The following is a 26,172-nucleotide window of genomic DNA, read 5'->3' on the forward strand; positions in this document are numbered from 1 at the left end:
TAACCAAGCCTGGCGTCCAGTCCAGACCACTTCTCAGCCTGCCGCCCCGCCGGCTGTCCCCTCCACCCCCCGCCGCCGAGAGTGAGCGCGTCCGATGCCGTACCCGTACGTCCTGCTGTCCGCCGCCGTCTCCCTCGACGGCTTCCTCGACGACACCGGCCCCGACCGGCTGCTGCTCTCGTCCCCGGCCGACTTCGACCGCGTCGACGAGGTGCGGGCCGCCTGCGACGCCATCCTGATCGGCGCCGGCACCATCCGCGCCGACAACCCGCGGCTCCTCGTCAACGACCCGGAGCGGCGCGCGGCCCGGGTCGCCGCCGGAAAGCCCGAGTACCCGCTCAAGGTCACGGTCACCGCGACCGGCGACCTCGACCCGGACGCCAGGTTCTGGCACACCGGCGGCGACAAGGCCGTCTACACGACGGACGAGGGCGCGGAGCGGGCGGCCGTGCTGGGGGAGACCGCCGACGTGGTGCCGCTGGGCCCCGAACTCGACTGGCGCCGCCTGCTGGAACACCTCCACGACGTGCGCGGCGTCCGGCGCCTGATGGTCGAGGGCGGCGGCACCATCCACACCCAGCTCCTCCAGCAGGGCCTCGCCGACGAACTCCAGCTGGTCCTCGCCCCGCTCCTCGTGGGCGACCCGAAGGCACCGCGGCTGTTCGGGCCGGGCGGCTACCAGGGCGGACGGCTGCGGCTCCTGGAGACCCGCCGGATCGAGGACGTCGTCCTGGCCCGCTACGAGCCCACGGCCCCCGGCGAGGGCACGGTGCCGTCCGCCGCCGACCGCCACTGGCTGCGGCTCGCCTGCGAACTGGCGGCCGACTGCCCGCCCTCCCGGACCGCCTTCAGCGTCGGCGCGGTGGTGGTCGCGGCCGACGGCACGGAGCTGGCCCGCGGCCACTCCCGCGAGGCCGGCGACCCCGTGGCGCACGCCGAGGAGGCGGCCCTGGCCGAGATCCCCCCGGCCGACCCCCGCCTCGCCGACGCCACCGTCTACACCAGCCTCGAACCCTGCACCCACCGCGCCTCCCGCCCCCACCCCTGCGCCGAGCTGATCCTGCGGGCGGGCGTACGGCGCGTGGTCACGGCGTGGCGCGAGCCGGACACCTTCGTGGCGGCGGCCGACGGCACGGGCATGCTGCGCGAGCGGGGCGTACGGGTGCTGCTGCTGGAGGAGTACGAGGCCCTGGCGAAGACCCCGAACGCGCACCTCCTGGGCTGACCCGAGCGCGCACCTCCTGGGCTGACCCGAGCGCGCACCTCCTGGGCTGACCCGAGCGCGCACCTCCTGGGCTGACCCGAGCGCTCTGCCCCTGGGCCGCCCCGAACACCCACGGGGGCCGGTCCGGTCACCCACCGGAGCCGGGTCGGAACACCCGCTGAAGCCGGGGCGCGGGTCCACCGGAGCCGGGGCGCGGGTCCACCGGAGGCGACGCGTGTGACTCACCCTCTCCGGATGGCGTATGCTGGTTTCACCGACGCGGGGTGGAGCAGCTCGGTAGCTCGCTGGGCTCATAACCCAGAGGTCGCAGGTTCAAATCCTGTCCCCGCTACTGAAGACCAGGGCCGGAATCCGAAATCGAGGATTCCGGCCCTGAGTCGTATCCCGGGCGTCCCAGGTGTGTGCCTCCGCGCGGTCCCCTACGTGTCCCTCATCACACTCATCCGCCCGGCCCACACCGCTCGCCCCCATCCCCCCGCTCCGGCAACCCTGGACGGACACACATTCGGACAAACAGGAGTCGCATGGTGGGCGCTGGCAAGGCGCAGCAGGACAGCTCGACAGCAGCCCGTACGCTGGCCCGCCTCCTGCCCACCCTCCTCGTGGTCGCCGGCATCGGCTACGACATCGCCACCCCGAAGGTCTTCACCGCCGTTCCCTTCTTCACCGCCGCCCCGCTGATCGCCGCGCCCCTCTGCTCCCTGCGCACCACCGTCCTCACCGGCGGCGCCGCGCTGGCCGCCACCTACGCCGTGCACGCCCGCTCCGGCGTCCTGCCCGACGCCGACGGCGTCACGGAGATCCTCACCGTGGCCACCGTCTCCGTCCTCGCGGCCGGCATCAACCGGATCGTCCGCATCGGCGACCAGCGCCTCGCCTCCGCCCGCGAGGTCGCCGAGGCCGCCCAGCGGGCCGTGCTCCCGGAGCCGGCCGAGCGGATCGGCGGCTTCGAGATCGCCGCCCGCTACGAGGCGGCCCAGGAGGGCACCTTCATCGGCGGCGACCTGTACGCGGTCCAGGACACCCCCTACGGCGTACGGCTGGTCGTCGGCGACGTCCGCGGCAAGGGCATGGGCGCGGTCGCCGCCGTCGCCGTGGTCATCGGCGCGTTCCGGGAGGCCGCCGAGCAGGAGGCCACCCTGGAGGCGGTGGCGGGGCGCCTGGAGCGGGCGCTCGCCCGTGAGGGCGTCCGGCGCGGCGGAGTCGACGCCCACGAGGGGTTCACCACCGCCGTGCTCGCCGAACTCCCGCACGGCGACGGCACGCTCCGGGTCGTCAACCGCGGCCATCCCCCGCCCCTCCTGCTGGACGGCGACGGCCGGGTGCGCCCGGTGCGCGCCCTGGAGGCCGCGCTGCCGCTCGGGATGGGCGAACTCGGCGCCTGGCCGGACCGCGCGGCGGAGCACGCGTTCCCGAACGGGGCGACGCTGCTGCTGCACACCGACGGCCTCTCCGAGGCGCGGGACGCGCACGGCCGGTTCTACGACCCCGAACGGCGGCTGACGGGCCGTACCTTCGCCGCCCCCGGCGCCCTGGTGGCGCGGCTCGCCACGGAGGTGCGCCGGCACACCGGCGGCGGCATGGCGGACGACATGGCGCTGCTCGCCGTACGGCGACCCTGAGTGAGGTCACGCAGGGTGGCCGGGTGACCGCCCTGCGCATAACATCTGAGTCACCATCAAAACCCGTGAGACTCCTTATCCGAACAGAACCCCAGGTCAACTCGCCCGTTTTTCGCCCGTCGTGGCAGGTAAGTCCATGCTGTGGAACCTTAACGATCAAGGAGAACGGCTTGGAATCTGACAGCTGGGTCTATTAACGTTCGATAACGCAGCGCGGTCGTCCCAGCCGTCACTCGAGACGGCTCCGTGCGCACGCGCCGAATCCCGCAAGGGAACCGGGGAACCACCACCTTGGGGTGAATCACGCGGCTACCGCCGGTACGAAACCGTCGGTATACGCGCGTAGGAGACCTTCCCGCTCCGAACCCGTCAGCTAACCCGGTAGGCGTCGGAAGGAAAGGAGTGCGCCCGCGTGGCGTCCAACCGGCCTGCCCCGACAGCCCCGTTCGTGCCCAGTCAGCGGCAACCAGAGACCTTCGGCTACGGCGGCTACCGCACCGACGAGGGCCCCTGGGAGGAGTGGAACCCCACCGAGGACTCCCTCTCCCCGGCACGCGGCCGGCACCGGGTCGCCAAGCAGCGCGGCGGCGGCGGACTCGCCCGCAGTTCCACGGTTCTCGGCGTCGGCGTCATAGCCGCCGTCGGCGCGGGCGGCATGGCCAGCGCCAACACCGGCAAGCCCCCGGTCTCCATCTCCCTGCCCGACCTGTCCACGGTCAGCTCCCTGCTCGGCGAGGATGGCGGCGGCTCGTCCGTCCAGGCCTCGCTCAGCAGTGTCACCACGACCGCGACCGACGCGGACTCCTCCTCCGACGCCGGCGAGGCGCTGCGCAACCGGATCATCGCCCAGGCCGAGCAGCAGCAGAGCCAGCTCGACACCAGGGCCAGCGCCAAGGCCGTCGCCGCCGCCGACAAGGCGGTCTCCGCCGCGGAGGCCAAGGCGGTGAAGGCGGCCGCCGCCAAGGCCGAGACCGCCAAGGAGAAGGCCGAGGCCGCCGAGAAGCAGAAGGCCGAGCAGGCGCGGCTCGCCGCCCTGGCCAAGCAGTACACGCTGCCGGTCGTCTCGTACACGATCACCGGCACCTTCGGCCAGGCCGGTTCCATGTGGTCCTCCGGGTACCACACGGGCCTCGACTTCGCGGCCCCCACCGGCACCCTGATCAAGGCCGTCCACAGCGGCACGATCACCGAGGCGGGCTGGGCCGGCTCCTACGGCTACCGCACGATCCTGACCCTCGACGACGGCACCGAGCTGTGGTTCTGCCACCAGTCCTCGATCGGCGTGAAGGTCGGCCAGAAGGTCTCCACCGGCGATGTCATCGGGCGCGTCGGCGCCACCGGCAACGTCACCGGCCCGCACCTGCACCTGGAGGTCCACCCCGGCGGCCAGGCCACCGGCATCGACCCCATGACCTGGCTGCGCGGCAAGGGCCTCAACCCCTGACGGCCGGTCCCGGGCATCCCCGGCACCCGGCATCCCCCGCTGTCCCCGATACCTCGGACATCCCAGGTACCCCAGGTGCCTGACATCCCCTGAGCTCCGGCGGCCCTGACGGCATCCCCCCGACGTCGAGGTCGCCGGTCAGGTGCGTCCGCAGGCGGGCGGCAGCCGGACCGTCCGAGGCCTGCCGGACCGTCCGAGGCCTGCCCCGGTCCTCCGCTTTTACGAGAACTTCGTATTGCACGGGATGGGCTGCCTGGCGGGCGATGTTGAACTGAGGCATGACTGCTTCTTCCGCTTCCCCCGTCCTCCGTAAGCTCGGCTCCTCCGACCTGGAGGTCTTCCCGCTCGCCCTCGGCGGCAACGTCTTCGGCTGGACGGCCGACGAGGCCACCTCCTTCGCCGTCCTCGACGCCTACGCGGCCGCGGGCGGCAACTTCGTCGACACCGCCGACGCCTACACGGCCTGGATCGAGGGCAACAAGGGCGGCGAGTCCGAGACGATCATCGGCAGGTGGGTCAAGGCCCGCGGCAACCGCGACGACGTCGTCATCGCGACGAAGGTCAGCCAGCACCCGGAGTACCCGGGGCTGTCCGCCGAGAACATCAAGGCCGCCGCCGACGCGTCCCTGCGCCGCCTGGGCACCGACCACATCGACCTCTACTACACGCACTTCGACCAGCCCGAGGTCCCGGTCGAGGAGATCATCGGCGCGCTGGACGAGCTGGTGCGGGCGGGCAAGGTCCGGCACATCGCCGCGTCCAACATCAGCCCGGAGCGGCTCCAGGAGTCCCTGGACCTCTCCGACCGCGAGGGCCTCGCCCGCTACGTCGCCCTCCAGCCCCACTACAACCTGGTCTCCCGCGACACCTACGAGGGCCCGCTCCAGGACCTGGCCTCCCGCACCGGGCTCGCCGCCGTCCCCTACTTCTCCCTGGCGTCCGGCTTCCTCACCGGCAAGTACCGCCCCGGTACGACGGTCGACAGCGCCCGCGCGGGCCGCGCCGCCCAGTACCTGGAGTCCGACCGCGGCCAGAAGGTGCTCGCCGCCCTGGACGAGGTCGCCGAGGCCCACTCCGCCCCGGTCCCCACGGTCGCCCTGGCCTGGCTGGCGGCCCAGCCCACCATCACCGCCCCGATCGCCTCGGCCCGCACGGTGGAGCAGCTGCCGTCCCTGCTGGGGGTGGCGGACCTGGAGCTGACGGCCGAGGAACTGGCCAGGCTGACAAGGGCCTCGGCCTGACCCCGGCGGGGCGCCGCAGGCGCCGTCCTACGACCGGTAGGGGTTGTAGGACGGCGCCGGCACCGCCACCCCGTACCACGCCGGTGCCCCGTGGACCGGCGTGACGGGGTAGCCGTACCCCGTGCCCGTCGTCCGGGCCGCGTAGTCCAGTGCGGGGCGGACGGTCTCGCGCCGGGCCCACAGCTCGGTCAGGAGTTCCCGCTCGCGGACCACGAAGTCGGCGCCCGCCCGCCCCCGCTGCCCCCGGCGCCGCAGCAGCGCGAGCGCCGTCGCGTACCCCTCGTACTCCGCGACCGCCCTCCCGGCCGGTTTGCCGAAGTAGTAGGCGGCGTACTCCCGGGCGATCTGCCGGGCCCGCATCGACCCGAGCACGAACGGCTCGGCGGCCCCCAGCCAGCCCGCGTGGACGTACGCCGGCAGTTCCTCGCACACGGTCCGCAGCTCCCGCTGCCGCGTCCACACGGCCAGCCAGGTCAGCACCCCGAACACCGGCACCATGAACATGCCGTACACGGCGAAGAACCCCAGCTGCCCGAAGGCCGAGGACCCGTTCCAGAACGCGTGCATGCCCATCGCCAGCAGCAGCCCGGCCGGCGGCACCAGCACCCGCCGCGCCCGCTGCCGTTCCGTGGCCGCGGCGATCCCGAAGCCGATGCCGGTCAGGACGGTGAACAGGGGATGCGCGAACGGGGACATGATGATGCGCACGAAGAACGTGGCGGCGGTGACGGAGGCGATCCCGCTGTCGCCGGTCAGCTGGTCGGTCCCGAAGGCCGTACCCAGGTAGAGGATGTTCTCGGTGAACGCGAACCCGGTGGCGGTGACCCCGGCTATCACCACCCCGTCGACGATCCCGGTGAAGTCCCGTCTGCGGAAGAGGAAGACCAGCAGTACGGCGGCGGCCTTGGCGGACTCCTCGACGATCGGCGCTATCACGGTCGCCCCGAGGGTGTCCGCGCTGCTCGGGTCCGCGGTCGTGGTCGCTATCCAGCGCGTCGCGAAGCTGTTGGCGACGATCGCTATGAGCGCGGCCGCGCAGGCGCCCCAGGCGAAGGCGAACAGCAGGTTCCGCCAGGGGCCGGGCTGCACCCGGTCCAGCCAGCGGAACGCGGACACCAGCAGCGGCACGGGCAGCACCGCCAGCCCGAGCCCGACCAGGAAGCCCTCCGTGCCCGTCTGCTCGCGCACCAGCGCGAGGATGACCAGACCGGAGAGGGCCAGCAGGCTGCCCAGCGCCCCGTACCGCACCCAGCGCCGCTGCCACCAGCGGGGATGGCGCAGGCCGCCGTCGGCGGTGTCCGGGGGGCAGGAGGGATACGGCGGGTACGGCGGCGGATGGCTGGCCAAGGCATCGACCCTAACGAGGTGACTCCTGTCGGTCCTGCTCGCTCTGCTCCACCCGCTGCTGTACGCGACGGAAGAGCAGATCGTTCACCACATGTCCCTTGTCCAGTCCCTGCCCCTCGAAACGGGTCAGCGGCCGGTGCCCGGGACGTGGCGCGAAACCGCCGTCGGCCTGCGTGTTCTCGAACTCCGGGTGGGCGGTGAGCACGTCGAGCATCTGCTCGGCGTACGGCTCCCAGTCCGTCGCGCAGTGCACGGTGGCCCCCGGCTTCAGCCGGGTCGCGGCGAGGTCCAGGAACTCGGGCTGGATCAGCCGCCGCTTGTGGTGCCGCTTCTTGGGCCACGGGTCCGGGAAGTACACCCGCAGCCCGTCCAGCGAGTCGGGCGGCAGCATCTCGCGGAGCAGGATGATCGCGTCCCCGTTGCCGACCCGGACGTTGGACAGCCCCTGCTGGTCGGCGAGGTTGAGCAGATTGCCCTGCCCGGGCGTGTGCACGTCCACGGCGAGGATGTTGACGCCGGGGTCCCCGGCGGCCATCTGCGCGGTGGCCTCGCCCATCCCGAACCCGATCTCCAGGACGACCGGATTGCCGTTGCCGAACAGCTCACCGGGGTCGATCGTCCGCTGCCCGTCGATGTCCAGTCCCCACGTGGGCCACAGCCGCTGCAGCGCGTCCGCCTGCCCGGCGGTCACCCGGCTGCGGCGCGGCTGGAAGCTGCGGATCCGCCGCTCGAAGTGCGACCCGGCCGGATCGGCCCTCGGCCCGTCCGGGAACCGCGGCTCCCCCTTGGCCCGGGTGTGCCGGACGGACACCCCGGGGAGGTGGTCGTGGCCGGAGGGCTCGCCGGGGGCGTGCCCGGTGTGCTCGGCGGGCCGGGGGGTTTCGGAGGCATTGAGAGACTCAGACACAGTGCAGTCGATTTTACGGCCCGCGCGGCGCCTCGTACGGCGCCCCGTGCGGCCCCCTGTACGGCGCCCCCGTACGGCTCTCGCCCGGGGCCGGGCCGTTTCGGCGGGCGGGGGCGCGCGCTCACACCGCGCCCAGCATCTCCAGCGCCCTGCGCGCCACCTCCCGCCCGATCGGCAGCGAGGCCGTCGCCGCGGGCGAGGGCGCGTTCAGCACGTGCACGGCCCGTGCGCCCTCCTTGATCAGGAAGTCGTCGACGAGCGTCCCGTCCCGCAGCACGGCCTGGGCCCGCACCCCGGCCGCCGTCGGCACCAGGTCCCCCTGCTCCACGGCCGGCAGCAGCCGTCGTACGGCGGCCGTGAAGGCCCGCTTCGACACCGACCGGCGCAGCTCCCCGCCCCCGTACCGCCAGTGCCGCCGCGCCAGCGTCCACGAGCCCGGCCAGGCCAGCGTCCCGGCGACCTCGCGCGGCCGTACGACGCCCCAGCCGTACCCCTCCCGGGCCAGCGCCGGCACCGCGTTGGGCCCGACGTGCACACCGCCGTCGACACCGCGCGTGAGGTGCACCCCGAGGAAGGGGAACGCCGGGTCCGGCACCGGGTACACCAGCCCCCGCACCAGCTCGGGCCGCGCCAGCTCGTAGTACTCGCCCCGGAACGGCACGATCCGCATCCCCGGCTCGTCCCCGGTCAGCCGGGCGACCTCGTCGCAGTGCAGGCCCGCGCAGTTGACCAGCACCCGCGCCCGGACGACCTCCCCGCGCGAGGTGAGCACGGCCACGCCCCGCTCCGGCCGCCGGTCCACGCGGACCACCTGCGCGCCGTAGCGGATGTCGGCCCCGGAGCCCGCGCCGAGCTGCCGCGCCACGCCCACGAAGTCGCACACGCCCGTCGTCCCCACGTGTATGGCGGCCAGGCCGCGCACCTCGGGTTCGTACTCCCCGATCTGCGCGGCGCCCAGCTCCCGCACCGGTATGCCGTTCTCCCGGCCGCGCTGCACGAGCGCGTGCAGCCGGGGCAGCTCGGCCCGCTCGGTGGCGACGATCAGTTTGCCGGTGACGGCGTGCGCGATGCCGTACTCCGCGCAGAACTTGACCATCTCGGCGGCGCCGCCGACGGCGTACCGGGCCTTCAGCGATCCGGGCCGGTAGTAGATCCCGCTGTGGATGACGCCGCTGTTCCGCCCGGTCTGGTGCCGGGCGGGCCCGGCCTCCTTCTCCAGCACGGTGACCCTCGTCCCGGGCGCGGCACGGGTGATCGCATACGCGGTCGACAGCCCGACGATGCCACCCCCGACGACGAGCACGTCACAGTCGTACGCGATCCCGGCCCGCACCTGCACCACCTCCCACGTCGATAGTGCACTGCGCCACTGACATCGCTTTCAAACGCGGGTCTGCGGAGCGCCCTCCCGGGCGCCCCTCACGCCGGCGCCATCAGCAGCGGACGCGCCCGCTCCCGGAGCTCCACCACCCTCGGCTCGTCCCCGTACGGCTCCAGCCGGTGCAGCAGGTCCTTCACGTACTCCGTGGTCCGCGCCGAAGATATCCGTCCGGCCACCTCCACGGCCCGCACGCCCTGCTCGCACGCCGCGTCGAGGTTCCCCGACTCCAGCTCGGCGACGGCCGAGACGACCAGGCGCAGCCCGTGCGAGCGCACGAACTCCTCCGTCGGCTTCGAAAGGGCCTGCTCCGTGAAGCGCCGCACCTGCCGGGGCGCCTTCAGGTCCCGGTAGCACTCGGCCGCGTCCGCGGCGAACCGGTCGTACCCGTAGAACCCGAGCCAGGAGGGATCGTTGTCCCCCTCCCGCGACCGCTCCAGCCACCCTTCCGCGGCCTTCAGCGCGGCCCCGGCGGCCTGTGCGTCACCGGCACGCGCGTGTGCCCGTGCCTCGACCAGCCGGAAGAAGCTCATGGTCCGCGCGGTCGCCAGCCCGCGGTTGCGTTCCACGGCGGCCTGCGCGAGATCGACGCCCTCGTCGCCGAACCCGCGGTACGTCGCCTGCAACGACATCGACGCCAGGACGTACCCGCCGAGCGGCACGTCCGCCGCCGCGCGGGCGAGCCGCAGCGCCTGGATGTAGTACCGCTGCGCGGCCTCCTGCTGCCCGGTGTCGAACGCCATCCACCCGGCGAGCCGGGTGAGTTCGGCACTCGCCCCGAACAGCGCCCGCCCGACCTCGTCGGAGTACGCCCCGAGCAGCAGCGGCGCCGCCTCCACCCGTAAACACTCGGGCACCATCGACGAACGCCAGTCACCGCCGCCGTACTTGGAGTCCCAGCGCCTGGCGTCCTCGGCGGCCTCGCGCAGCTTCTGTACGTCGCTGTGGCCGACTCTGAGCGCCCCGCCCGCGCCGTCGGCACCGTTCGTCTCGCGTGCGACGGAGCTGTCGGCGGGGGTTATCAGCCAGCGTGAGGCGGGCGTCGCGTAGGCGCTCACCGCGAAGGAACCGGCCAGTGACTGCCAGATGCCGCCGGCCCCGGCCCGGCGGCCGGCGAGGTCGAGACGGTAGAGCTCCGTCGCGGACCGCACCGCCTGTCCGACGTCCCTGGGGAAGGCGAGGCCCACCTCGGGCGCGGGGTCCGCGTCCGCCAGGCCGATCTCGTGGAGCGGCACCGGGCGGCCGAGCTTCTGGCCGATCGCGGCCGCGATGAGGTGCGGCGCGGCGCCCTGCGGCACCATGCCCTTCGACACCCAGCGCGCCACCGACGTCTTGTCGTAGCGAAGAGTCAACCCGCGTTGAGCGCCAAGATCGTTGACGCGTCGCGCGAGTCCTGCGTTGCTGATTCCCGCGAGGGCGAGAACGGCGCCGAGCTTTTCGTTCGGCCCGCGTTGCTCCCTGGACATGCGCCACCCCTCGACACAGACGGCTGCCGCGCTGGCATAACCACGCGGCATTCGTAAACCCAGCGTAGTTCGCCGCATCCCAAGCGTTAAGAGGCATTGTTCCGGTTGGCGGGATTGTGGTCCGTACGCGAGTACGGCCCATGTACGCACCGTGCACGGCCCGTCGCGATGTGCCCCCGCCGTGTGGCCGTGCGCCCGTGCGTGCGCTCTTCTCCGGCCACGGGGGGAGCGGTTGCATGGATCGTGCGTGGGTCGGCCCGCTGTACTGGATCCAGTGGGCTGGGGGACACCGCCACCTACATCCCCGCGGGTGGCGGACCGGTCCGGGAGGCGATGCCCGCCTCCCGGACTGTGCGCACCCGGGTACGTGCGCGTGCGATGCGCAAAGCATGTACGGAGCGTGCTCAAGCCCGCGCCGCCGTCGGCGATTTGGCCGAAAATCGCCCCCACCTTTCGCGGGCGATCAACGCTCCCACCACGGGAATTGAGGGCGCGAAGGGCGTCCTGGGGGAGCGTACAGGGGGCGCATTCGCGTCGCAGTCTCTTTGCCTCGTACGGCGGTTCGCTTTTCGCGCGGCACGCGCGCGTGCCTATTCCGGCGGCAACTCCACCGCAACTCCCCGGCAACTCCCGCGCGTCCCCGGCGGATCAAAGGCGGCCCCACCGTCGCTCCGGAGCGCGTCCTTCATGGCAGCATGGGGTCCGGTTCCCGAGGTGCACTGGTTGTCCACAGCCTGTGGAGGCGTCGATGCGGTGGTTGGTGGGATGGAGCAGCACCGCCTCCGGTGCCGCCACGATCGGCTCCGCCGGCGCCATGGGATACGACGGCGAGACCGTCCACCCCGTCGGCTCGATGCTCCTGTGGGGCGACCCCGACCCGCTCTGGGCGGTCGGCGACTGGCGTCCCGACGAGGTACGCGTCATCAAGGCCGACGCGCAGAACCGCATCGCCGTCCTCGGCACCTGCGGCGCCACCGACGAGGAGCTGCGCCTCGGCCTCTTCACGGCGCGCGGGGGCGCACTCCGGCATCTGACCGCCTGGCCCGGCAGCTACACCGCCGTCGTCCAGGTCGGCCGCCGGGTCACCGTCTGCGGCGACCTGGCCGGCGCCCGCCCGGTCTTCTACAGCCCCTGGGCAGGCGGTACGGCCTACGCCACGGCCGCGCTGCCGCTCGCCGACCTCATCGAGGCCAACCTCGACTACGGCCACCTCGCGGCCCTGCTCGCCGCCCCCGAGGTACCGGCCGCGGTGCACGACTCGACCCCGTACGAGGGCGTGCGGCGCATTCCGCCGGGGCATGCGCTGATCCTGCGCACCGGGGCGCGCGAGATCGCCGGGTACGAGCAGGTCGCCTCGCTGGCCGTCGCCGCCCCCTCCGCCGATCCCGACAGCGCGGTGGACGCCGTCCGGGACGCACTCGTAGAAGCCGTACGCGCGCGGCTGTCGGCGCCACGGCACGTCCCGGACATCGACCCTGGTCCGGTGCCCGGAATGGGCCCCGCCGAGCGCCGCGCGGCGCGCGGGATGCCGGTCCCCGGCATCGGCGCCGACCTCTCCGGCGGCCCGGCGTCGGGAACCCTCGCCCTGCTCGCCGCCGGCCTTCCCGGCATGCCGGGCACGATCCTGGGCCACGGCACGGGCGCCGGCGAGCGCCTCCTCGCCGTCACCTTCAACGACCTCGCCGTGGGCGGCCGCGAGGCGGAACTCGAACGCGCGGGGGCCCTGGCGGCCAACCCGCGCCTGCACCACGTGGTGGTGACCGGCGGCGAGGAACTGCTGCCCTACGCCGACCTGGAGGGCCCGCTCACGGACGAACCCGGGCCGTCGCTCGTGCACGCCGCCCGGCACCGCGCCCGGCTCGCCGCGGGCAGCGCCGACCACTTCACCGGCTACGGCGCCCGCCAGGTCCTGGACGCCCACCCGGCCCGCCTCGCCGACCTCCTGATGGACCGCAAGCGGCGCCACCTGGTGCGCCCGGTCGCCGCGCTCGCCAAGGCCGACGGTTCCGTGATGGTCCCCGCGCGCGTGTACAGCGCGGCACGCCGCCTGTCGCGCACGCCGTACCGCGCGGGCGTGGAGTCCCTCGCCGAGCGCCTGCTGCGGCGCCGCTTCGACGACCCCGGCGGCGCGGTGGGCGCGTCCCTCGCGGCGCTCACCTGGGCCAGACCGGGCCCGGCGGCCCGCTGGCTGACCGGGGAGGCACTGGCCGAAGTATCGGTTCTGCTCCAGGGGGCGGCGAACCGCTCCGGCGTCGGTCCCGGGCAGCGCCCCGGCGACTACCGCGCGCGTGCCGTCCTCGCCCGCCACGCGGCCGACATCCGCGTCCTCGAACAGGCCGCCGAGGTCCGCTCCCAGCGCCTGCACGCGCCCTTCCTCGACAACCAGGTGGTCCGCGCCTGCCGCGACCTCCCCGAGGCGCTGCGCGTCCAGCCGGGCGCCCGCGCGGTCATCCTCCGTACGGTCCTGGAGGGCGCCGGCGTCACGGACCTGCCCGGCGGCTGGGGCGCCCCCACCCACGCGTCCTCGGCGGCCGCGACCCGTACGGGGCTGCGCGTCGCGGCCGACGACCTGATCGCCCTCTTCTCCACGCCGCTGCTGGCGCAGGCGGGCCTGGTGGAGGCGAGGGTGGTCCGCAAGGCGCTGCGCTCGGCGGCGGCGGGGGAGCCGTTGCCGCTGGACGGCCTCGCGGACCTGGTGTCGCTGGAGCTCTGGCTGCGCCGGCTCCTCGCCCGCCGCGGCACCTGCTGGACGGGCACCCCGGCCCGGGCCCGCGCGGTCCCCGCCGGAATCCGCCCGATGCGGGGCGCCCTGGCCTCGGGAGCCTGAACCACCGGACCACCCCTCCCGACGTGCCTCCCCTTGCCTTGAGCACGATGAGCGCGATGAGCGCGATGGGTGCCGTGGGTGCCTTGAGTACCTGGGAGACACCCCGGGGCGGCAGGGGCGGACACGGACGCCACTCCACCGACACGGGAGACCACGGCACGCCACCGCGCAGGCCCCCCGGTACCCGCCTCGCCCCGCCGTGTTCGGCTGCCTGCCGTCGCGCCGCGCACCGCCGTGCCCAGCTGATCGCCGTCGTGCTCAGCCCCTGAGCCTCGCTGCATGCCCTCGTGCCCAGCCCTGGGCTTTGCTGACCGCCGTCGTGCTCAGCCCGGGCCTCGCTGCACGCTCTCGTGCCCAGCCCTGGGCTTCGCTGATCGCCCTCGTGCCCAACCCCCAGGCCTCGCTGCACGCCCCGTGCCGAAACCTCGGTGGCCCGTCGCACGCCCCGTGCCGAAACCCCCGTGCCCCGCTGTGCTTCCCCGGCGACAATGGCCCGGTGCGGTACCGAATTCTGGGCGTGGCCCAAGCGAGGGACGGTCAGGGCAACCCCATACCCGTCGGCGGCCCCCGCCTCCGCGCGCTGCTCACCGTCCTCGCCCGCCATCCCGCCCGCACGCTCACCCCCGAGACCCTCATCCAGGAGATCTGGGCCGCGGACGACGACCCGCCCCAGGACGCCCCGGCCGCCCTCCAGGCCCTCGTCGGCCGGCTCCGCCGCGCCCTCGGCAGGGACAGCGTCGTCTCCACCCCCGGCGGCTACCGCCTCACCGCGACCGAGGACGACGTCGACCTCCACGTCTTCGAACGGCGGGTGCGCGAAGGCACCCGGGCCCTGACCGCGGGCGACCCGGCGACAGCGCACCGCGTCCTCACCGAGGCCCTCGCCCTCTGGCACGGCCCCGCCCTCGCCGACCTCCCGGACCGCGCGTCGGCCGCCGTCCGCCCCGACACGCTCCGGCTGGAAGCCACCCGCGCCCGGGCCGAGGCCGCCCTCCGGCTCGGCCGCGCCGCCGACCTCGTACCGGAACTGACCGGGCTGACCACCGCCCACCCGTACGACGAACCGCTGCACGCCCTCCTCGTCCGCGCCCTGCGCGACACCGGCCGCCCGGCGGACGCGCTCGCCGCCTACGAGACCGCCCGCCGCACCCTCGCCGACGGCCTCGGCACCGACCCCGGCCAGGAACTCAAGAATCTGCACGCGGCGCTGCTCCGGCAGGAGCGCTCCCCGCGGGCGGTGCCGAAGGCCGCCCCGCTCGGCGCGCCCCCGCCCCGCACCGGCAACCTGCGTCCACGCCTTACCTCTTTCGTGGGCCGGGAACCCGAACTCGACACCGTTCGTTCCGAATTGCACAGGGCCCGTCTCGTCACCCTCACCGGACCGGGCGGCTCCGGAAAGACCCGTCTCGCCGAGGAGGCCGCCGCCGGGCTCCCGCAGGCATGGCTCGTCGAGCTCGCCCCGCTCGACCGGCCGGAGGCGGTGCCAGGCGCGGTGGTCAGCGCGCTCGGTCTGCGCGAGACCGTGCTCATGACCAGCGAGCTGGCGACCCCGCAGGCCGACCCCACGGCCCTGCTCGTCGAGTTCTGCGCCTCGCGCAGCCTGCTCCTGATCCTTGACAACTGCGAACACGTCATCGAAGCGGCGGCCGCCCTCGCCGAGACCCTGCTCACCCGCTGCCCGGGGCTCACGATCCTCGCCACCAGCCGTGAACCCCTGGGCGTCCCGGGCGAGTCGGTGCGCCCGGTCGAGCCCCTCGCCCCCGCACAGGCGCTCCGCCTGTTCGAGGAGCGCGCGGCCACCGTCCGCCCCGACTCCGGCACCCGGCCGGGCGACCGGGCGGCGGTGGACGAGATCTGCCGCCGGCTGGACGGACTGCCGCTCGCCATCGAGCTGGCCGCGGCCCGGCTCCGGGTGCTGACGCCCCGGCAGATCGCCGACCGGCTCGACGACCGCTTCCGCCTGCTCACCTCCGGCAGCCGCACGGTCCTGCCCCGCCAGCAGACCCTGCGCGCGGTCGTCGACTGGTCCTGGGACCTCCTCGACGAGCGGGAGCGCACGGTCCTGCGCGAGGTGTCCGTCTTCGCCGGCGGCTGGGACCTCGCGGCGGCGGAGGCCGTGTGCACCGGCCCCGCCGCCGACCTCGTCGGCGCGCTCGTCGACAAGTCCCTGGTCGTCGCCGCCCCCACCGGTCCGGACGGCACCGGCGGGATGCGCTACCGCATGCTGGAGACCATCCACGAGTACGCCGTCGAGCGGGCCGCGGAGGCTCCCGGGCCGCGAGCGGCGGCCGAGCGGCGGCACGGCGCGTGGGTGCGCGCGCTGGTGACGGAGGCGGAGCCGAAACTGCGGTCCGGCGAGCAGCTCCCGTGGATCGGCCGCCTGGAGACCGACCTGGACAACATCCGGGCGGCCCTCGACCGCGCGGTGCGGGACGGCGACGAGGAGGTGGCGGGCCGGATCGTCCTCGCCGTCTCCTGGTTCTGGTGGCTGCGCAACTACCGGCAGGAGGCGCTGGCCTGGGTACGTACGGTGCTGCGGCTGGGCGTCGCCCGGGACACCCTGCCCGAGGGCGCCGGTCCGCGGGAGCTGGCCGCGGCCGCCGACGCGGCGGACCCGGTGGGCGCGCTGCTGGCCGTGCCGGACGCCGACGCCGGGCATCCGCTGCGCGAGCTGCGCATGGACCTGAGGATGCTCAGCCTGTTCCTGACCGCCGAGGCGGGCTTCGACGACCTGCTGACGGACGACCGGGCCCCGCAGTACGTCACCCGGGTCCGGGCCGCCTACGAGCCCGGCGGTCCGCGCGCCGCCCGGATGCCCGGCATCATCTGGCCGCTGACCGCCTGGTACCTGGGCGACCCGGCGGACGTCGGGCCCGACATGGCCGCGGTGGTGGCCAACTGCCGCGAGTACGGCGGCGACTGGGAGATCGGCGTCACCCTGATGTACCGCACCCATGTCCTGGTCGACACGTCCGGGAACCTGCGCGGCGTCGACGAGGACCTGGCCGAGCTGCGCGTCCTCAGCCGGCGGGTCGGGGACCGGTGGATGCGGGCGCAGGTGTGCAGCGCGGCGGGCGAGGCGGCCATGGCACGCGGCCGGTTCGCGGAGGCGGCGGGCGAGTACGAGGAGGCGCTGAGGCTCGCCCACGAGGTCGGCGCCCACGCGGAGTCGCCGTTCCTGCTGGCACGCCTCGCCGAGATCGCCTTCCGCTTTGGCGACCGCGCGGGCGCCGAGGCCGTCCTGGACCAGGCGGACGAGGTCTCCGACCGGTACGCGATGGCGGAGACGAAGGCCTATGTGGCGCTGCTGCGAGCACACATCGCCCATGCCGACGGTGATCTCTCCCGCGCACGCCGGCTGTACGACGTCGCCGCCCGGGCGACCGTGAACGGCTCCCCGCCGCCGCAGTTCACGGCGGCCCTGCGCTCGGTCGAGACCCTGATCACGGCGGACGAGTCGGGTCCGGCGCAGGCGCTGCCGGTCCTCGTCGGCGGACTGCGCGAGGCGGTGGACCGCTGTTGCGCCGAGACGATCACGGCGGCCATGGCGGACATCGGCGCCGATCTGCTGGCCCGGCTCGGCGATCCGGCGGGTGCGGTACGGCTGTCCGCGGCCGCCGACCGGTGGCGTGCAGGGAACCCCCGTCCCGAGCCGGAGCGCACCCGCGCCGAGGAGATCGACGCGGCCGCCCGCGCGGCGCTGACCCCGCGGCGGTACGCGGCGGAGCGCGCCCTGGGAGCGTCCCTCACCGAGGCGGACGTCCTGCGCGAACTGGCCGGGGCACCGGCCCCCACCGGTACCGGTACCGCTACCGGCAGGTGAACTTCGACTCGGCCCAGTCGGCGAGCGCCACCGCGTCGAGGTCGCTCTGCGGTTCGACCTCCAGGCGGACGGTGCTGTGCCCGGTGAGGTCCACATGGACGGGTACGGCGGCCTGTCCGCCCTCGACGACCCCGGACTGCCACAGCCGCGTCCCGTCGCCGTAGACGGCGAAGGAGACCTTGCCGAGCCCGAGGGTCAGGTCGTCGACGCCGGCCAGCGCGTCGTAGGCGGTGCACCGGCGGTTGAGGTCGATGGTGACGGAGGACCGGCCGTGCACGGTGACGCCCCGCGCGTACTCCTTGTCGGCGACCGTCATGCCGTACCGCTGCCACACCCAGCCGCTCTCGCCGAGCCGCATCTCGGGCCCGGTGCCGTCGCCGGAGACGTCGTAGTCCAGCTCGCTCCACTCGTAGACGACCGGGGCCGGCGGCGCGGTGGGCGTCGGGGTCGGTGTCGGCGTCGGGGCGGGGCTCGGGGTGGGGGTGGGCGTGGGGGTCGGCGTGGCCTTCGGGCTGGGGGTGGGGGTGGGGGTCGGCGTCGGGGTCGGGGTGGGCGTCGGGGTCGGCTCCGGGGCGAGGACGACCGGCACGGGCTCCGGTTGCTTCTTCGGCGGGGCGGGGGCCGGTGTCGCGGGCTGGACCACCGGCGCGGACGGGGAGGGCTTGGCGACCTCCTTGGCGGGATGGCTGTCGTTCACCAGGGCGAGGGCCACCGCGGCGATCGCCGCGGCCACCACCCCGGCGGCGATACCGGCCTTCACCGGCGCCCCCAGCCCCTCCGAGGCCGCGGCGCCGCCGGCACCGCCGCCACCGGACGAGCCGCTCGCCGCGGCGGCCGCCCCCGCGGCCCCCGCTCCGGCGCCCCCGGCGACGATCCCGAGCGCCTTGGCGTACCCGGCGGCCCCGAACCAGCCGATGACCGCGACCGGTACGACGGCCGGGATGCCGGCGGCCACCTCTTCGATCTGGGCGGCGGCCAGGCGGCACCTGGCGCACTCCTCCAGGTGCTTGCGCAGCCCCCGTTCCGCGCGGACGCGCAGCTTGCGGCGGGCGTAGCCGCCCAGCTGGTCGGCGTAGCGGGCGCACTCCTCGTCGTCGATGAGGGACGTGCTCACATGGGCCTGGAGGTAGGCCTGCTTGAGGCCCTCGCGGGCCCGACTGGCCAGGACCCGGGTGCCGTTGGCGTCCAGCCCGAACAGGGTGGCCACCTCGCTCGGCGACTCGTCCTCGACCTCGGTGTGCCACAGCACGGCCTGCCAGCGCTCGGGCAGCGAGCGGAACGCCTGCATCGCCATCGACTGCTCGGCCTCGTGCATCGCGAGGACGTCGGCGCCGAGGTCCAGTGTGTCGTCGTCGGACACCTCGGAGCCGCGCGAGGCCTGCGCCGCGAACAGCGCGAAGTCGTCGACCAGTTGTTCCCGCCGGGCCGACTTGATCCACTGCGCCGCGACCCGGCGCACGGAGGTCAGCAGATAGGCGCGCACGGCGTATTCGGGCCCGGAGCCGCCGCGTACCGCCTGGAGCATGCGGGCGAACACCTCGGCGGTGAGGTCGTCGGCGGTGTGCCCGTCCCGGCAGCAGGTCCGCGCGTACCGGCGCACGGCGTCCGCGTGCCGCCGGTACAGCTCCTCGTACGCCGAGTCGTCGCCGCCCCGCATCCGCTCGATCAACAGCGTGTCGGCGGGCGGCATCTGGCGCGGCGGCGGCAGCACGCTCCCGTCGCGCTGTGCCGGAACGTTCCCTTCCATGGGATCGACGGGATCGACGGGATCGCCGAGCGGCGGCACACCGGCGCGGCCGCCCTGGCTTGGTACCTGCGGCGAGGCAGTCCCGTCACCGATGGACGACTCGTCCCACCCGTCAACGCTCATCGCGGACGCCCCCGATACCTGCCCGAACCGACCGAATCACCGGGTCAGAGTGCCACACTGGCTTTTGTTCAGGCCCCTGGGGGACAGAGCTACCACTCGTCCGAGCGCACTTGTCAACACGCCACACTGACGATCACCCATCAGGGGAAGCGACGGCTGTCGCGCCTCACCGGACCCATCGGCCGCAGTGCCCCGCGACGGGCGCGGGGAAGTGCGCGACAAGCCGCACTCACCCGCACCCCGCCCACGGTCAGGTGCGGGACCGCAGCCCCTCCAGCAGGATGTCCAGCAACCGCGAGGAGGCCGCCGCCTGCTGCGCGGGATCCGGCAGCGACGGCGCCGCCGTGGCGATCACCAGCAGCACGTCGGAGACGGAGACGTCCGGCCGCAGCTCACCGGCCGCCCGCGCCCGCTCCACCAGCCGGCCCACCACCTCGAGCAGCGCGGTCGCCCCCGCGTCGTCGTCGGCGGTCACCGGCTCCCGTTCCTCGGGCACCAGCCGCAGCTCACCCGTGCCCGGCTGGGTCCGCTGCTGCGGCACCCGGGCCTCCTCGGCCCCGGCACCCTCGCCGATCTCCTCCGGCACGCCGACCCGGAGCACCTGCGGAGGCAGCAGCCGCCCGGCGCCCGACGCCACCGACGTGCGCAGGAAGCGCGCCAGCGCCGACCACGGCTCGTCCTCCTGCCCGAGCGCGGCCCGCGCCTGGTCGGTCAGCCTGGAGGTCTCCTCCTCGGCTATCCGCCGGACCAGCACGTCCTTGCTCGGGAAGCGCCGGTACACCGTGCCGACCCCGACCCGCGCCCGCCGTGCCACGTCCTCCATAGGCGCGCCGTACCCCAGTTCGCCGAAGACCTCGCGCGCCGCACGCAGCACGTGTTCGAGATTGCGCTGTGCGTCCACCCGCAGCGGCGTCGTACGCGGCCCGTCACCGCGTCCGCCGCCCGCCGCGCCCACCGTTGCGCCCCCGGACACGAGAGCGGAGGCGGTTGACCATTGCGTGTCCTGAATATGCATCTGTGTTCCCCCGGTTAATGACGTCTCCCCCCGGAGACTCTCCCCGCCACTGACAGGCCGGAGCAAGTGGAACCGCCGATGCGGCGACCGGTCCATGACCGATCCATGGACCGCCGGCCGAGCGGACCGCCCGTCGCGGGCCGTTCGACCACATCCCCTACACCCCGTCGACACACGAACATAGTTGAGAGGCTGTCAATTCAGAAGGGGGACGTTCCGCACGGAGCGCCCCCCGATCGGAGTACGAGTCGTTTACCGCCCGATTCAGTACCTTCACGCCCCCCTGTCCGCCCCCACTGACCTGGCCCCTTTCGTCCGGTCGGAGCCCGTTCCCGGCGTTCCGCACAGCCGCTCGCCGGTCACACAAATTGCCGGGGCTGTGGACAAACAACAGTCACGGGTGCGTCATGGGATGGTGAAGGAACGTGCGCGCATTCTCGTTGTCGGCGGCGGCTACGTCGGGATGTACACGGCCCTGCGGTTGCAGCGGAGGCTGAAGCGGGAGCTCAGCCGGGGCGAGGTCGACATCACTGTCGTCACCCCCGATCCCTATATGACGTACCAGCCGTTCCTTCCCGAAGCGGCGGCCGGTTCGATTTCCCCTCGTCATGTCGTCGTACCCCTGCGGCGCGTTCTGGACCGGTGCCATGTCGTCATCGGCGAGGTGACCTCCGTCGAGCACGCGAAGCGCACCGTCGCCGTCACCACGCTCGCCACCGCGGAGGAGCGAAAAGGCGCCACTTTTCTGGAGTACGACGAACTCGTCCTCGCGCCCGGCTCGATCGCCCGCACGCTGCCCGTCCCCGGCCTCGCCGAGCACGGCATCGGCTTCAAGACCGTCGAGGAGGCCATCGGGCTGCGCAACCACGTCATCGAGCAGATGGACATCGCCTCCTCCACCCGCGACCCCGCGATCCGCGACGCGGCCCTCACCTTCGTCTTCGTCGGCGGCGGCTACGCCGGCGTGGAGGCACTCGGCGAGCTGGAGGACATGGCCCGCTACACCACCCGCTACTACCACAACGTCCAGCCCGAGGACATGAAGTGGATCCTCGTCGAGGCCACCGACCGGATCCTCCCCGAGGTCGGCCATGAGCTGGGCCGCTACACCGTCACCGAACTGCGCCGCCGCAACATCCAGGTGCTGCTCGGGACCCGCCTGGAGTCCTGCGCCGACCGGATCGCCGTCCTCAGCGACGGCCAGCGCTTCCCGACCCGCACCCTCGTCTGGACGGCCGGCGTCCGACCGCACCCCGTGCTCGCCGCCACCGACCTGCCGCTCACCCCGCGCGGGCGGCTCAAATGCACCGCCGAGCTGACCGTCGACGGCGTCCGGCACGCCTGGTCCGCGGGCGACGCCGCCGCCGTCCCCGACGTCACCGCCGCCGAACCCGGCACCGACACCGCCCCCAACGCCCAGAACGCGGTCCGCCAGGCCAGGGTGCTCGGCGACAACATCGCCCACGCCCTGCGCGGCGAACCCCTCGACACCTACGCGCACGCGTACGTCGGTGCCGTCGCCTCCCTCGGACTGCACAAAGGCGTCGCCCAGGTCTACGGACGCAAGCTGAAGGGCTACCCTGCCTGGTTCATGCACCGCGTCTACCACCTCAGCAGGGTGCCGACCTTCAACCGCAAGGCCCGCGTCCTCGCCGAATGGACCCTCTCCGGGCTCTTCAAACGGGAGATCGTCTCGCTCGGATCACTCGAACACCCCCGAGCGGAGTTCGAACTCGCGGCCGGTGGAAAGCCTCCTCACAGTCCCTCCGACGACTCGAACGGGTCGTCCTGACGGAACTCAGGAACTCCACGGCCCGCCCCGGCGTCTGACGGATGTCGTCGCCGACGGCCACCCTGCCAGACTGCCCCCAGACCGAGCACAAGGCTTCTCTCCCCTTCTCCCCAGAACTGCACCGGGGGAACAATCCCCCCGGACTCCCGGCCGCTCCCACAGCCGGCCGGAGACGACGACACGAGGCAAGGATTCGTGAACTTCACGCGCTGGAGCGCCCGGCTCCCCGGAACGCAGCGTCGCGCCGCAGCGCGGACCGAGCACGCGGTCCCTCCGGACCGACGAGGGGAAGGCTCCGTGCCCGCCGCCCGCGCCGAACAACTGACCGACGACCCGCCCTGCGTGCCCGCCGTCGACGAACTGCCCGCCCGCGACGTCCTGGACCGCGTACCCGCCCTGGTCGCCCTCGTCCACGGCCCCGACCACCGCATCGCGTACGTCAACGACGCCTATACGACGGCCTTCGGCGTACGTCCCCCGGGCGATCTCGCCCGCGAGGCCCTGCCCGAACTCGCCGAACTCGGTCTGCTCCCCCTGCTCGACCAGGTCCTGCGCAGCGGCAAGCCCCGCACCCTCAAGTCCCGCAAGGCCCTCGACGGCCGCACCTACACGTTCACCTGCACCCCGGTCGCCGAGAACGGCGACCGCGACGGCGGCGTCCTGCTCTTCGCCACAGACGTCACCGACCACGCGGAAGCCGCCGAGCGCCTGCGCGCCAGCGAGCGCCGCCAGCGCGAGACGGCCGTCACCCTCCAGCGCAGCCTCCTTCCGCAGGAACTCGAACAGCCGGACGACCTCCGGATCGCCGCGACCTACCAGCCCGGCGGCACCGAGGCCGCGGTCGGCGGCGACTGGTACGACGTGATCACCCTCGGCGGCGGCCGCACGGCCCTGGTCATCGGCGACGTGATGGGCCGCGGCGTTCGCGCGGCCGCCGTCATGGGCCAGCTCCGTACGGCGGTCCGCGCCTACGCCCGCCTGGACCTCCCGCCCCACGAGGTCCTCCAGCTCCTCGACGGCCTCGCCACCGAGATCGACCCCAACCAGATCGCCACCTGCGTCTACGCCGTCCACGACCCGAACGAGGGACGGCTGGTCTACGCCTCCGCCGGCCACCTGCCGATCCTCGTCCGCGACGAGAACGGCACGGTCCTGCGCACCGACGAACCGACCGGCCCGCCGCTCGGCACCGGCGGCTGGATCCACGCGTCGGGCTCGGTACCGCTGGGCCCCGGCTCGACGGCCGTCCTCTACACCGACGGCCTGGTCGAACGCCGCAACGAGGACCTGGACGAGGGCATCGCCTCCCTCCAGCGCGCACTGGCCGGGGCCACGGGCACGCCCCAGGTGATCTGCGACCGCCTGGTCCGCTCGGCCGGCGTCACCGCCGACCACGACGACGACGTCGCCGTCCTCGTCCTCCAGCACCCGGCCCGCACGGGCCCGGACGTCGACCTCTTCCGCAACGCCGCGCTGGAACTCCTTGGCGGCATCGAGGCCGCGCCACGCGCGCGTGCCTTCGCCTCCGGCGTGCTGACCAGCTGGCGCTTCCCGCCCGACCTCCACGACCTGGGCGTCCTCGCCACCAGCGAGCTGGTCGCCAACTCCCTCCAGCACGGCATCCCGCCCATGCGCCTGCGGCTGCGCCGCACCGACCGCCGACTGATCATCGAGGTGACCGACGGCGACGACCACCTGCCGCGGCGGCGGCGCGCGGAGCCGGGGGACGAGTCGGGCCGGGGCATCGCCATCGTGGCGACGATCGCCTCGGGCTGGGGCTGCCGGCGCACCCCCGGCGGCGGCAAGGCGGTCTGGTGCGAGTTCGTGCTGCCCAGGACATAGCGGCCCGCGACCGGTCGCACGGTCGCGGGCCGCCACGGGGCGTCATGCCTGGGGCGCTACGCGCTCACGGACTCCGCGGCCGCGCCGCCCCGCGCCACGACCTTGCTCCGCGCCACCAGCGAGGGCTGGTCCTGCACATCCGTGAGCCGCCCGCCCAGCCGCACCGCCAGCACACTGATCGCCAGGGAGAACAGCAGGAACGTCACGATGTACGGCGCGTGCAGCGAGGCCGCCATGGGGCCGCCCACCGCCGGGCCGACCGCCAGCGCCAACTGCTTCACCAGGGCGAACGCCGAGTTGTACTGCCCGGCCATGCCCGTCGGCGCCAGATCGGCCACCAGCGGGGCCACGGTCGGCGACAGCATCGCCTCCCCCAGCCCGAACAGCGCGTACGTCGACACGAACGCCGCCGTCGCCATCTCCTGGCTGCCGTGTCCGAGCCCCGCGTACCCGGCCACGGCCCACGCCACGGCCCAGATCAGCCCGACCCCCGCGATCACCCGCGACCGGCGGCGCCGCTCGACGAACCGCAGCACCGCGAACTGCGCGACCACGATCACCAGCGTGTTCGCGGCCAGCGCCGTCCCGAGCGCGGACGTGGAGATCCCCGCCGCCTCGACGCCGTACGCGCTGAGCCCGGACTCGAACTGGCCGTAGCAGGCGAAGAACAGCACGAAGCCCAGCACGCACAGCTGCACCATCGCCCGGTTCCCCAGCAACTGCTTCCAGGTGCCCTTGGCGGAAGCGGTCGGCGCCTGTCCGATCCGCGGCGCGTGCGGCATCCGCACCGTCGCCATCACCACGGCCAGCAGCAGGAACATCGCCGCCTCGATCGCGAAGAGCAGCGTGAACGACGACACCCGGGTCGTGTCGACCAGGTGGCCGCCGATGAGGCCGCCGACACCCAGCCCCAGGTTCTGCAGGAAGAACTGCGTCGCGAAGGCACGCGACCGCGTCTCCGCCGTCGAGCAGTCCACGATCATCGTCGCCAGCGCCGGCTGCATCACGGCCTGCCCGGCCCCGAGCAGCGCGGCGGCCCCCAGTACGGACGGCGCGCTCCCCGCCAGCCCCAGGCTCAGGGCCCCCAGCGCGGCTGTGACCAGGGCGGTGAGCAGGACCGGCAGCGGGCCGCGGCGCACGATCGCCCGGCCGGCGAACGGCAGCACGATCAGCGCGGCCACGGCGAAGACGGCGAGGACGACCCCCGCCGTCATGGCACCGAGTCCCCGCACCTGCGCCACGTAGACGTACAGATAGGGGACGGTGAAGCCGAGCCCGAACGCGCTGAGTGCGTTGCCCACGTGGATCCGGCGCATCGCTGCGCCCATCGCCCTGGTCACGTTCACCTCTCTCAAGTAGTTGAGCCTTCGGACTGCTGAAGCCTGAAGACTTAGAAGCTAAAGTTCGAAGCTAAAGAGTACATAGAGAAGGACTTCAACGCCAAGCGCGCCCGTGCGATACTTCGACCCATGGCCGACACCACCGGCGCCGGCGAGCCGACACTCGACGAACAGATCGCCGCCTACCAGCGCGAGTTCCAGGACCTCGACCCCCAGGTCGAGAAGATCGTCTCGGCACTGTCCCGGCTCAACCGCCGGATGAACGTCGCCTACGGCCGCCAGACCGCCGCCCTCGGCATCAGCAACGCCGAGTGGGAGGTGCTCAAGGCCCTCGTCCTCTCCGGCGTCCCGTACCGGATGGGGCCCAGCGAGCTGGCGAAGCGCCTCGGGCTCACCCCGGCGGCGATGACCCACCGCATCGACCGACTGGTCGCCGAGGGTCTCGTCACCAGGGAGCGGGACGAGACCAACCGCGTCCGGGTGATCGTCGAGCTGACGCCGGAGGGCCGCGAGAAGTGGCTGGAGGCGATGCGCCTCGCCTCCGTCTTCGAGGAGGACCTGCTCCAGGACCTCTCTCCGGCGGACCGCACGGTGCTCGGCGAGGTCCTCACCCGGCTGCTGCGCCGCGTGGAGCACGCCCAGCCCGACGCCGGCGGCCGGCTCACCGACCTCGACTAAAAGATCTTGACAAGGGGTGCTTGACACGCCCCTGGCCGATCCGTAAAATTCTTCGGGTTGCCGCAGAGCCGGAACGGTTCTCCGAAAACACTCAGCCGTCTTGAACGGCACCTCAAACCACCAGCACGATCTCCTGACCGGGTTGATTTCGGCGTGCCCGAATTCAATTCGAATAGGAGCCCGCGGCCCCGATTGGGAATCGCGGAGCGGATCCGCTAAGGTTTGAGACGTCGGAACGGCCCAACAGCCGGGAAGACAAGCCCCCTCTGACTGGGAATCAGACGCCGAAAGGATCTGATAGAGTCGGAACCGCCGGAAAGGGAAACGCGAGAGCGAGAACCTGGAAAGCACCGAG

General features: G+C 73.5%; 16 protein-coding genes, 1 tRNA gene and 1 riboswitch. Of the genes, 10 read left to right on the top strand and 7 right to left on the bottom strand.

Annotated features, from left to right (window positions below; genetic code table 11):
- Window positions 1-94: 94 nt before the first annotated feature.
- The 5 genes from ACZ619_RS16645 (at window position 95) to ACZ619_RS16665 (ending at window position 5,532) form a co-directional block, all read left to right on the top strand.
- Window positions 95-1,225, top strand: coding sequence for a dihydrofolate reductase family protein (locus tag ACZ619_RS16645; protein ID WP_469599187.1), 1,131 nt, complete (start codon window positions 95-97; stop codon window positions 1,223-1,225).
- Window positions 1,226-1,482: 257 nt separating this feature from the next.
- Window positions 1,483-1,556, top strand: a tRNA-Met gene (locus ACZ619_RS16650).
- Window positions 1,557-1,749: 193 nt separating this feature from the next.
- Complete coding sequence (locus tag ACZ619_RS16655; RefSeq protein WP_469599189.1) at window positions 1,750-2,847, top strand: PP2C family protein-serine/threonine phosphatase; 1,098 nt, start codon at window positions 1,750-1,752, stop codon at window positions 2,845-2,847.
- Window positions 2,848-3,092: 245 nt separating this feature from the next.
- A riboswitch (cyclic di-AMP (ydaO/yuaA leader) is annotated at window positions 3,093-3,250 on the top strand.
- Window positions 3,251-3,259: 9 nt separating this feature from the next.
- Window positions 3,260-4,291: a M23 family metallopeptidase gene (locus tag ACZ619_RS16660; protein WP_469599191.1), complete on the top strand. Its 1,032-nt coding sequence runs from the start codon at window positions 3,260-3,262 to the stop codon at window positions 4,289-4,291.
- Between the two features lie 278 nt (window positions 4,292-4,569).
- Entirely contained in the window at window positions 4,570-5,532 is a 963-nt protein-coding gene (locus ACZ619_RS16665; protein WP_469599193.1) for an aldo/keto reductase, read from the top strand.
- Between the two features lie 27 nt (window positions 5,533-5,559).
- Here the strand turns inward: ACZ619_RS16665 and ACZ619_RS16670 are convergent, their stop codons facing one another.
- From ACZ619_RS16670 to ACZ619_RS16685, 4 genes are all read right to left on the bottom strand, one after another.
- A complete protein-coding gene (locus ACZ619_RS16670) occupies window positions 5,560-6,879 on the bottom strand; it encodes a PrsW family intramembrane metalloprotease (protein WP_469599195.1) in 1,320 nt (439 codons plus the stop codon).
- A 10-nt stretch (window positions 6,880-6,889) separates the two neighbouring features.
- Window positions 6,890-7,786, bottom strand: coding sequence for a tRNA (guanosine(46)-N7)-methyltransferase TrmB (gene trmB / locus ACZ619_RS16675; RefSeq protein ID WP_469599197.1), 897 nt, complete (start codon window positions 7,784-7,786; stop codon window positions 6,890-6,892).
- A gap of 121 nt (window positions 7,787-7,907) precedes the next feature.
- On the bottom strand, window positions 7,908-9,128 hold the full coding sequence (gene lhgO, locus ACZ619_RS16680) for an L-2-hydroxyglutarate oxidase (protein ID WP_469599199.1): 1,221 nt from the start codon (window positions 9,126-9,128) through the stop codon (window positions 7,908-7,910).
- Window positions 9,129-9,205: 77 nt separating this feature from the next.
- Window positions 9,206-10,630, bottom strand: a complete 1,425-nt coding sequence (locus ACZ619_RS16685; RefSeq protein ID WP_469599201.1) for an MFS transporter — start codon at window positions 10,628-10,630, stop codon at window positions 9,206-9,208.
- A 748-nt stretch (window positions 10,631-11,378) separates the two neighbouring features.
- Here ACZ619_RS16685 and ACZ619_RS16690 point away from each other — a divergent pair.
- Both ACZ619_RS16690 and ACZ619_RS16695 read left to right on the top strand, forming a co-directional pair.
- Entirely contained in the window at window positions 11,379-13,457 is a 2,079-nt protein-coding gene (locus tag ACZ619_RS16690; RefSeq protein ID WP_469599203.1) for an asparagine synthase-related protein, read from the top strand.
- Window positions 13,458-13,953: 496 nt separating this feature from the next.
- On the top strand, window positions 13,954-17,280 hold the full coding sequence (locus ACZ619_RS16695) for an AfsR/SARP family transcriptional regulator (RefSeq protein WP_469599205.1): 3,327 nt from the start codon (window positions 13,954-13,956) through the stop codon (window positions 17,278-17,280).
- Here the strand turns inward: ACZ619_RS16695 and ACZ619_RS16700 are convergent.
- Window positions 17,267-19,150, bottom strand: a complete 1,884-nt coding sequence (locus ACZ619_RS16700; RefSeq protein WP_469599207.1) for a sigma-70 family RNA polymerase sigma factor — start codon at window positions 19,148-19,150, stop codon at window positions 17,267-17,269. The genes ACZ619_RS16695 and ACZ619_RS16700 overlap by 14 nt on opposite strands.
- Window positions 19,151-19,400: 250 nt before the next feature.
- The gene (locus ACZ619_RS16705; protein ID WP_469599208.1) at window positions 19,401-20,165 is read right to left on the bottom strand and encodes a TetR/AcrR family transcriptional regulator; all 765 of its coding nucleotides are present in this window, start codon (window positions 20,163-20,165) and stop codon (window positions 19,401-19,403) included.
- Between the two features lie 412 nt (window positions 20,166-20,577).
- On the opposite strand from ACZ619_RS16705, the gene ACZ619_RS16710 reads away from it, so the two are divergent.
- Together ACZ619_RS16710 and ACZ619_RS16715 are read left to right on the top strand one after the other, a co-directional pair.
- Window positions 20,578-21,957 (top strand): NAD(P)/FAD-dependent oxidoreductase, encoded by a 1,380-nt coding sequence (locus tag ACZ619_RS16710; RefSeq protein ID WP_469599210.1) that lies wholly within the window; start codon window positions 20,578-20,580, stop codon window positions 21,955-21,957.
- A gap of 195 nt (window positions 21,958-22,152) precedes the next feature.
- A complete protein-coding gene (locus ACZ619_RS16715; protein WP_469599212.1) occupies window positions 22,153-23,799 on the top strand; it encodes an ATP-binding SpoIIE family protein phosphatase in 1,647 nt (548 codons plus the stop codon).
- A gap of 56 nt (window positions 23,800-23,855) precedes the next feature.
- Here the strand turns inward: ACZ619_RS16715 and ACZ619_RS16720 are convergent, their stop codons facing one another.
- Window positions 23,856-25,127: an MFS transporter gene (locus ACZ619_RS16720; RefSeq protein ID WP_469599241.1), complete on the bottom strand. Its 1,272-nt coding sequence runs from the start codon at window positions 25,125-25,127 to the stop codon at window positions 23,856-23,858.
- Between the two features lie 141 nt (window positions 25,128-25,268).
- On the opposite strand from ACZ619_RS16720, the gene ACZ619_RS16725 reads away from it, so the two are divergent.
- Window positions 25,269-25,817 carry a MarR family winged helix-turn-helix transcriptional regulator gene (locus ACZ619_RS16725; RefSeq protein ID WP_469599214.1) on the top strand — a complete coding sequence of 183 codons (549 nt, stop codon included), beginning with the start codon at window positions 25,269-25,271 and terminating at the stop codon, window positions 25,815-25,817.
- Window positions 25,818-26,172 lie beyond the last annotated feature (355 nt).

The sequence above is a fragment of the Streptomyces sp. NPDC104367 genome (assembly GCF_055583825.1).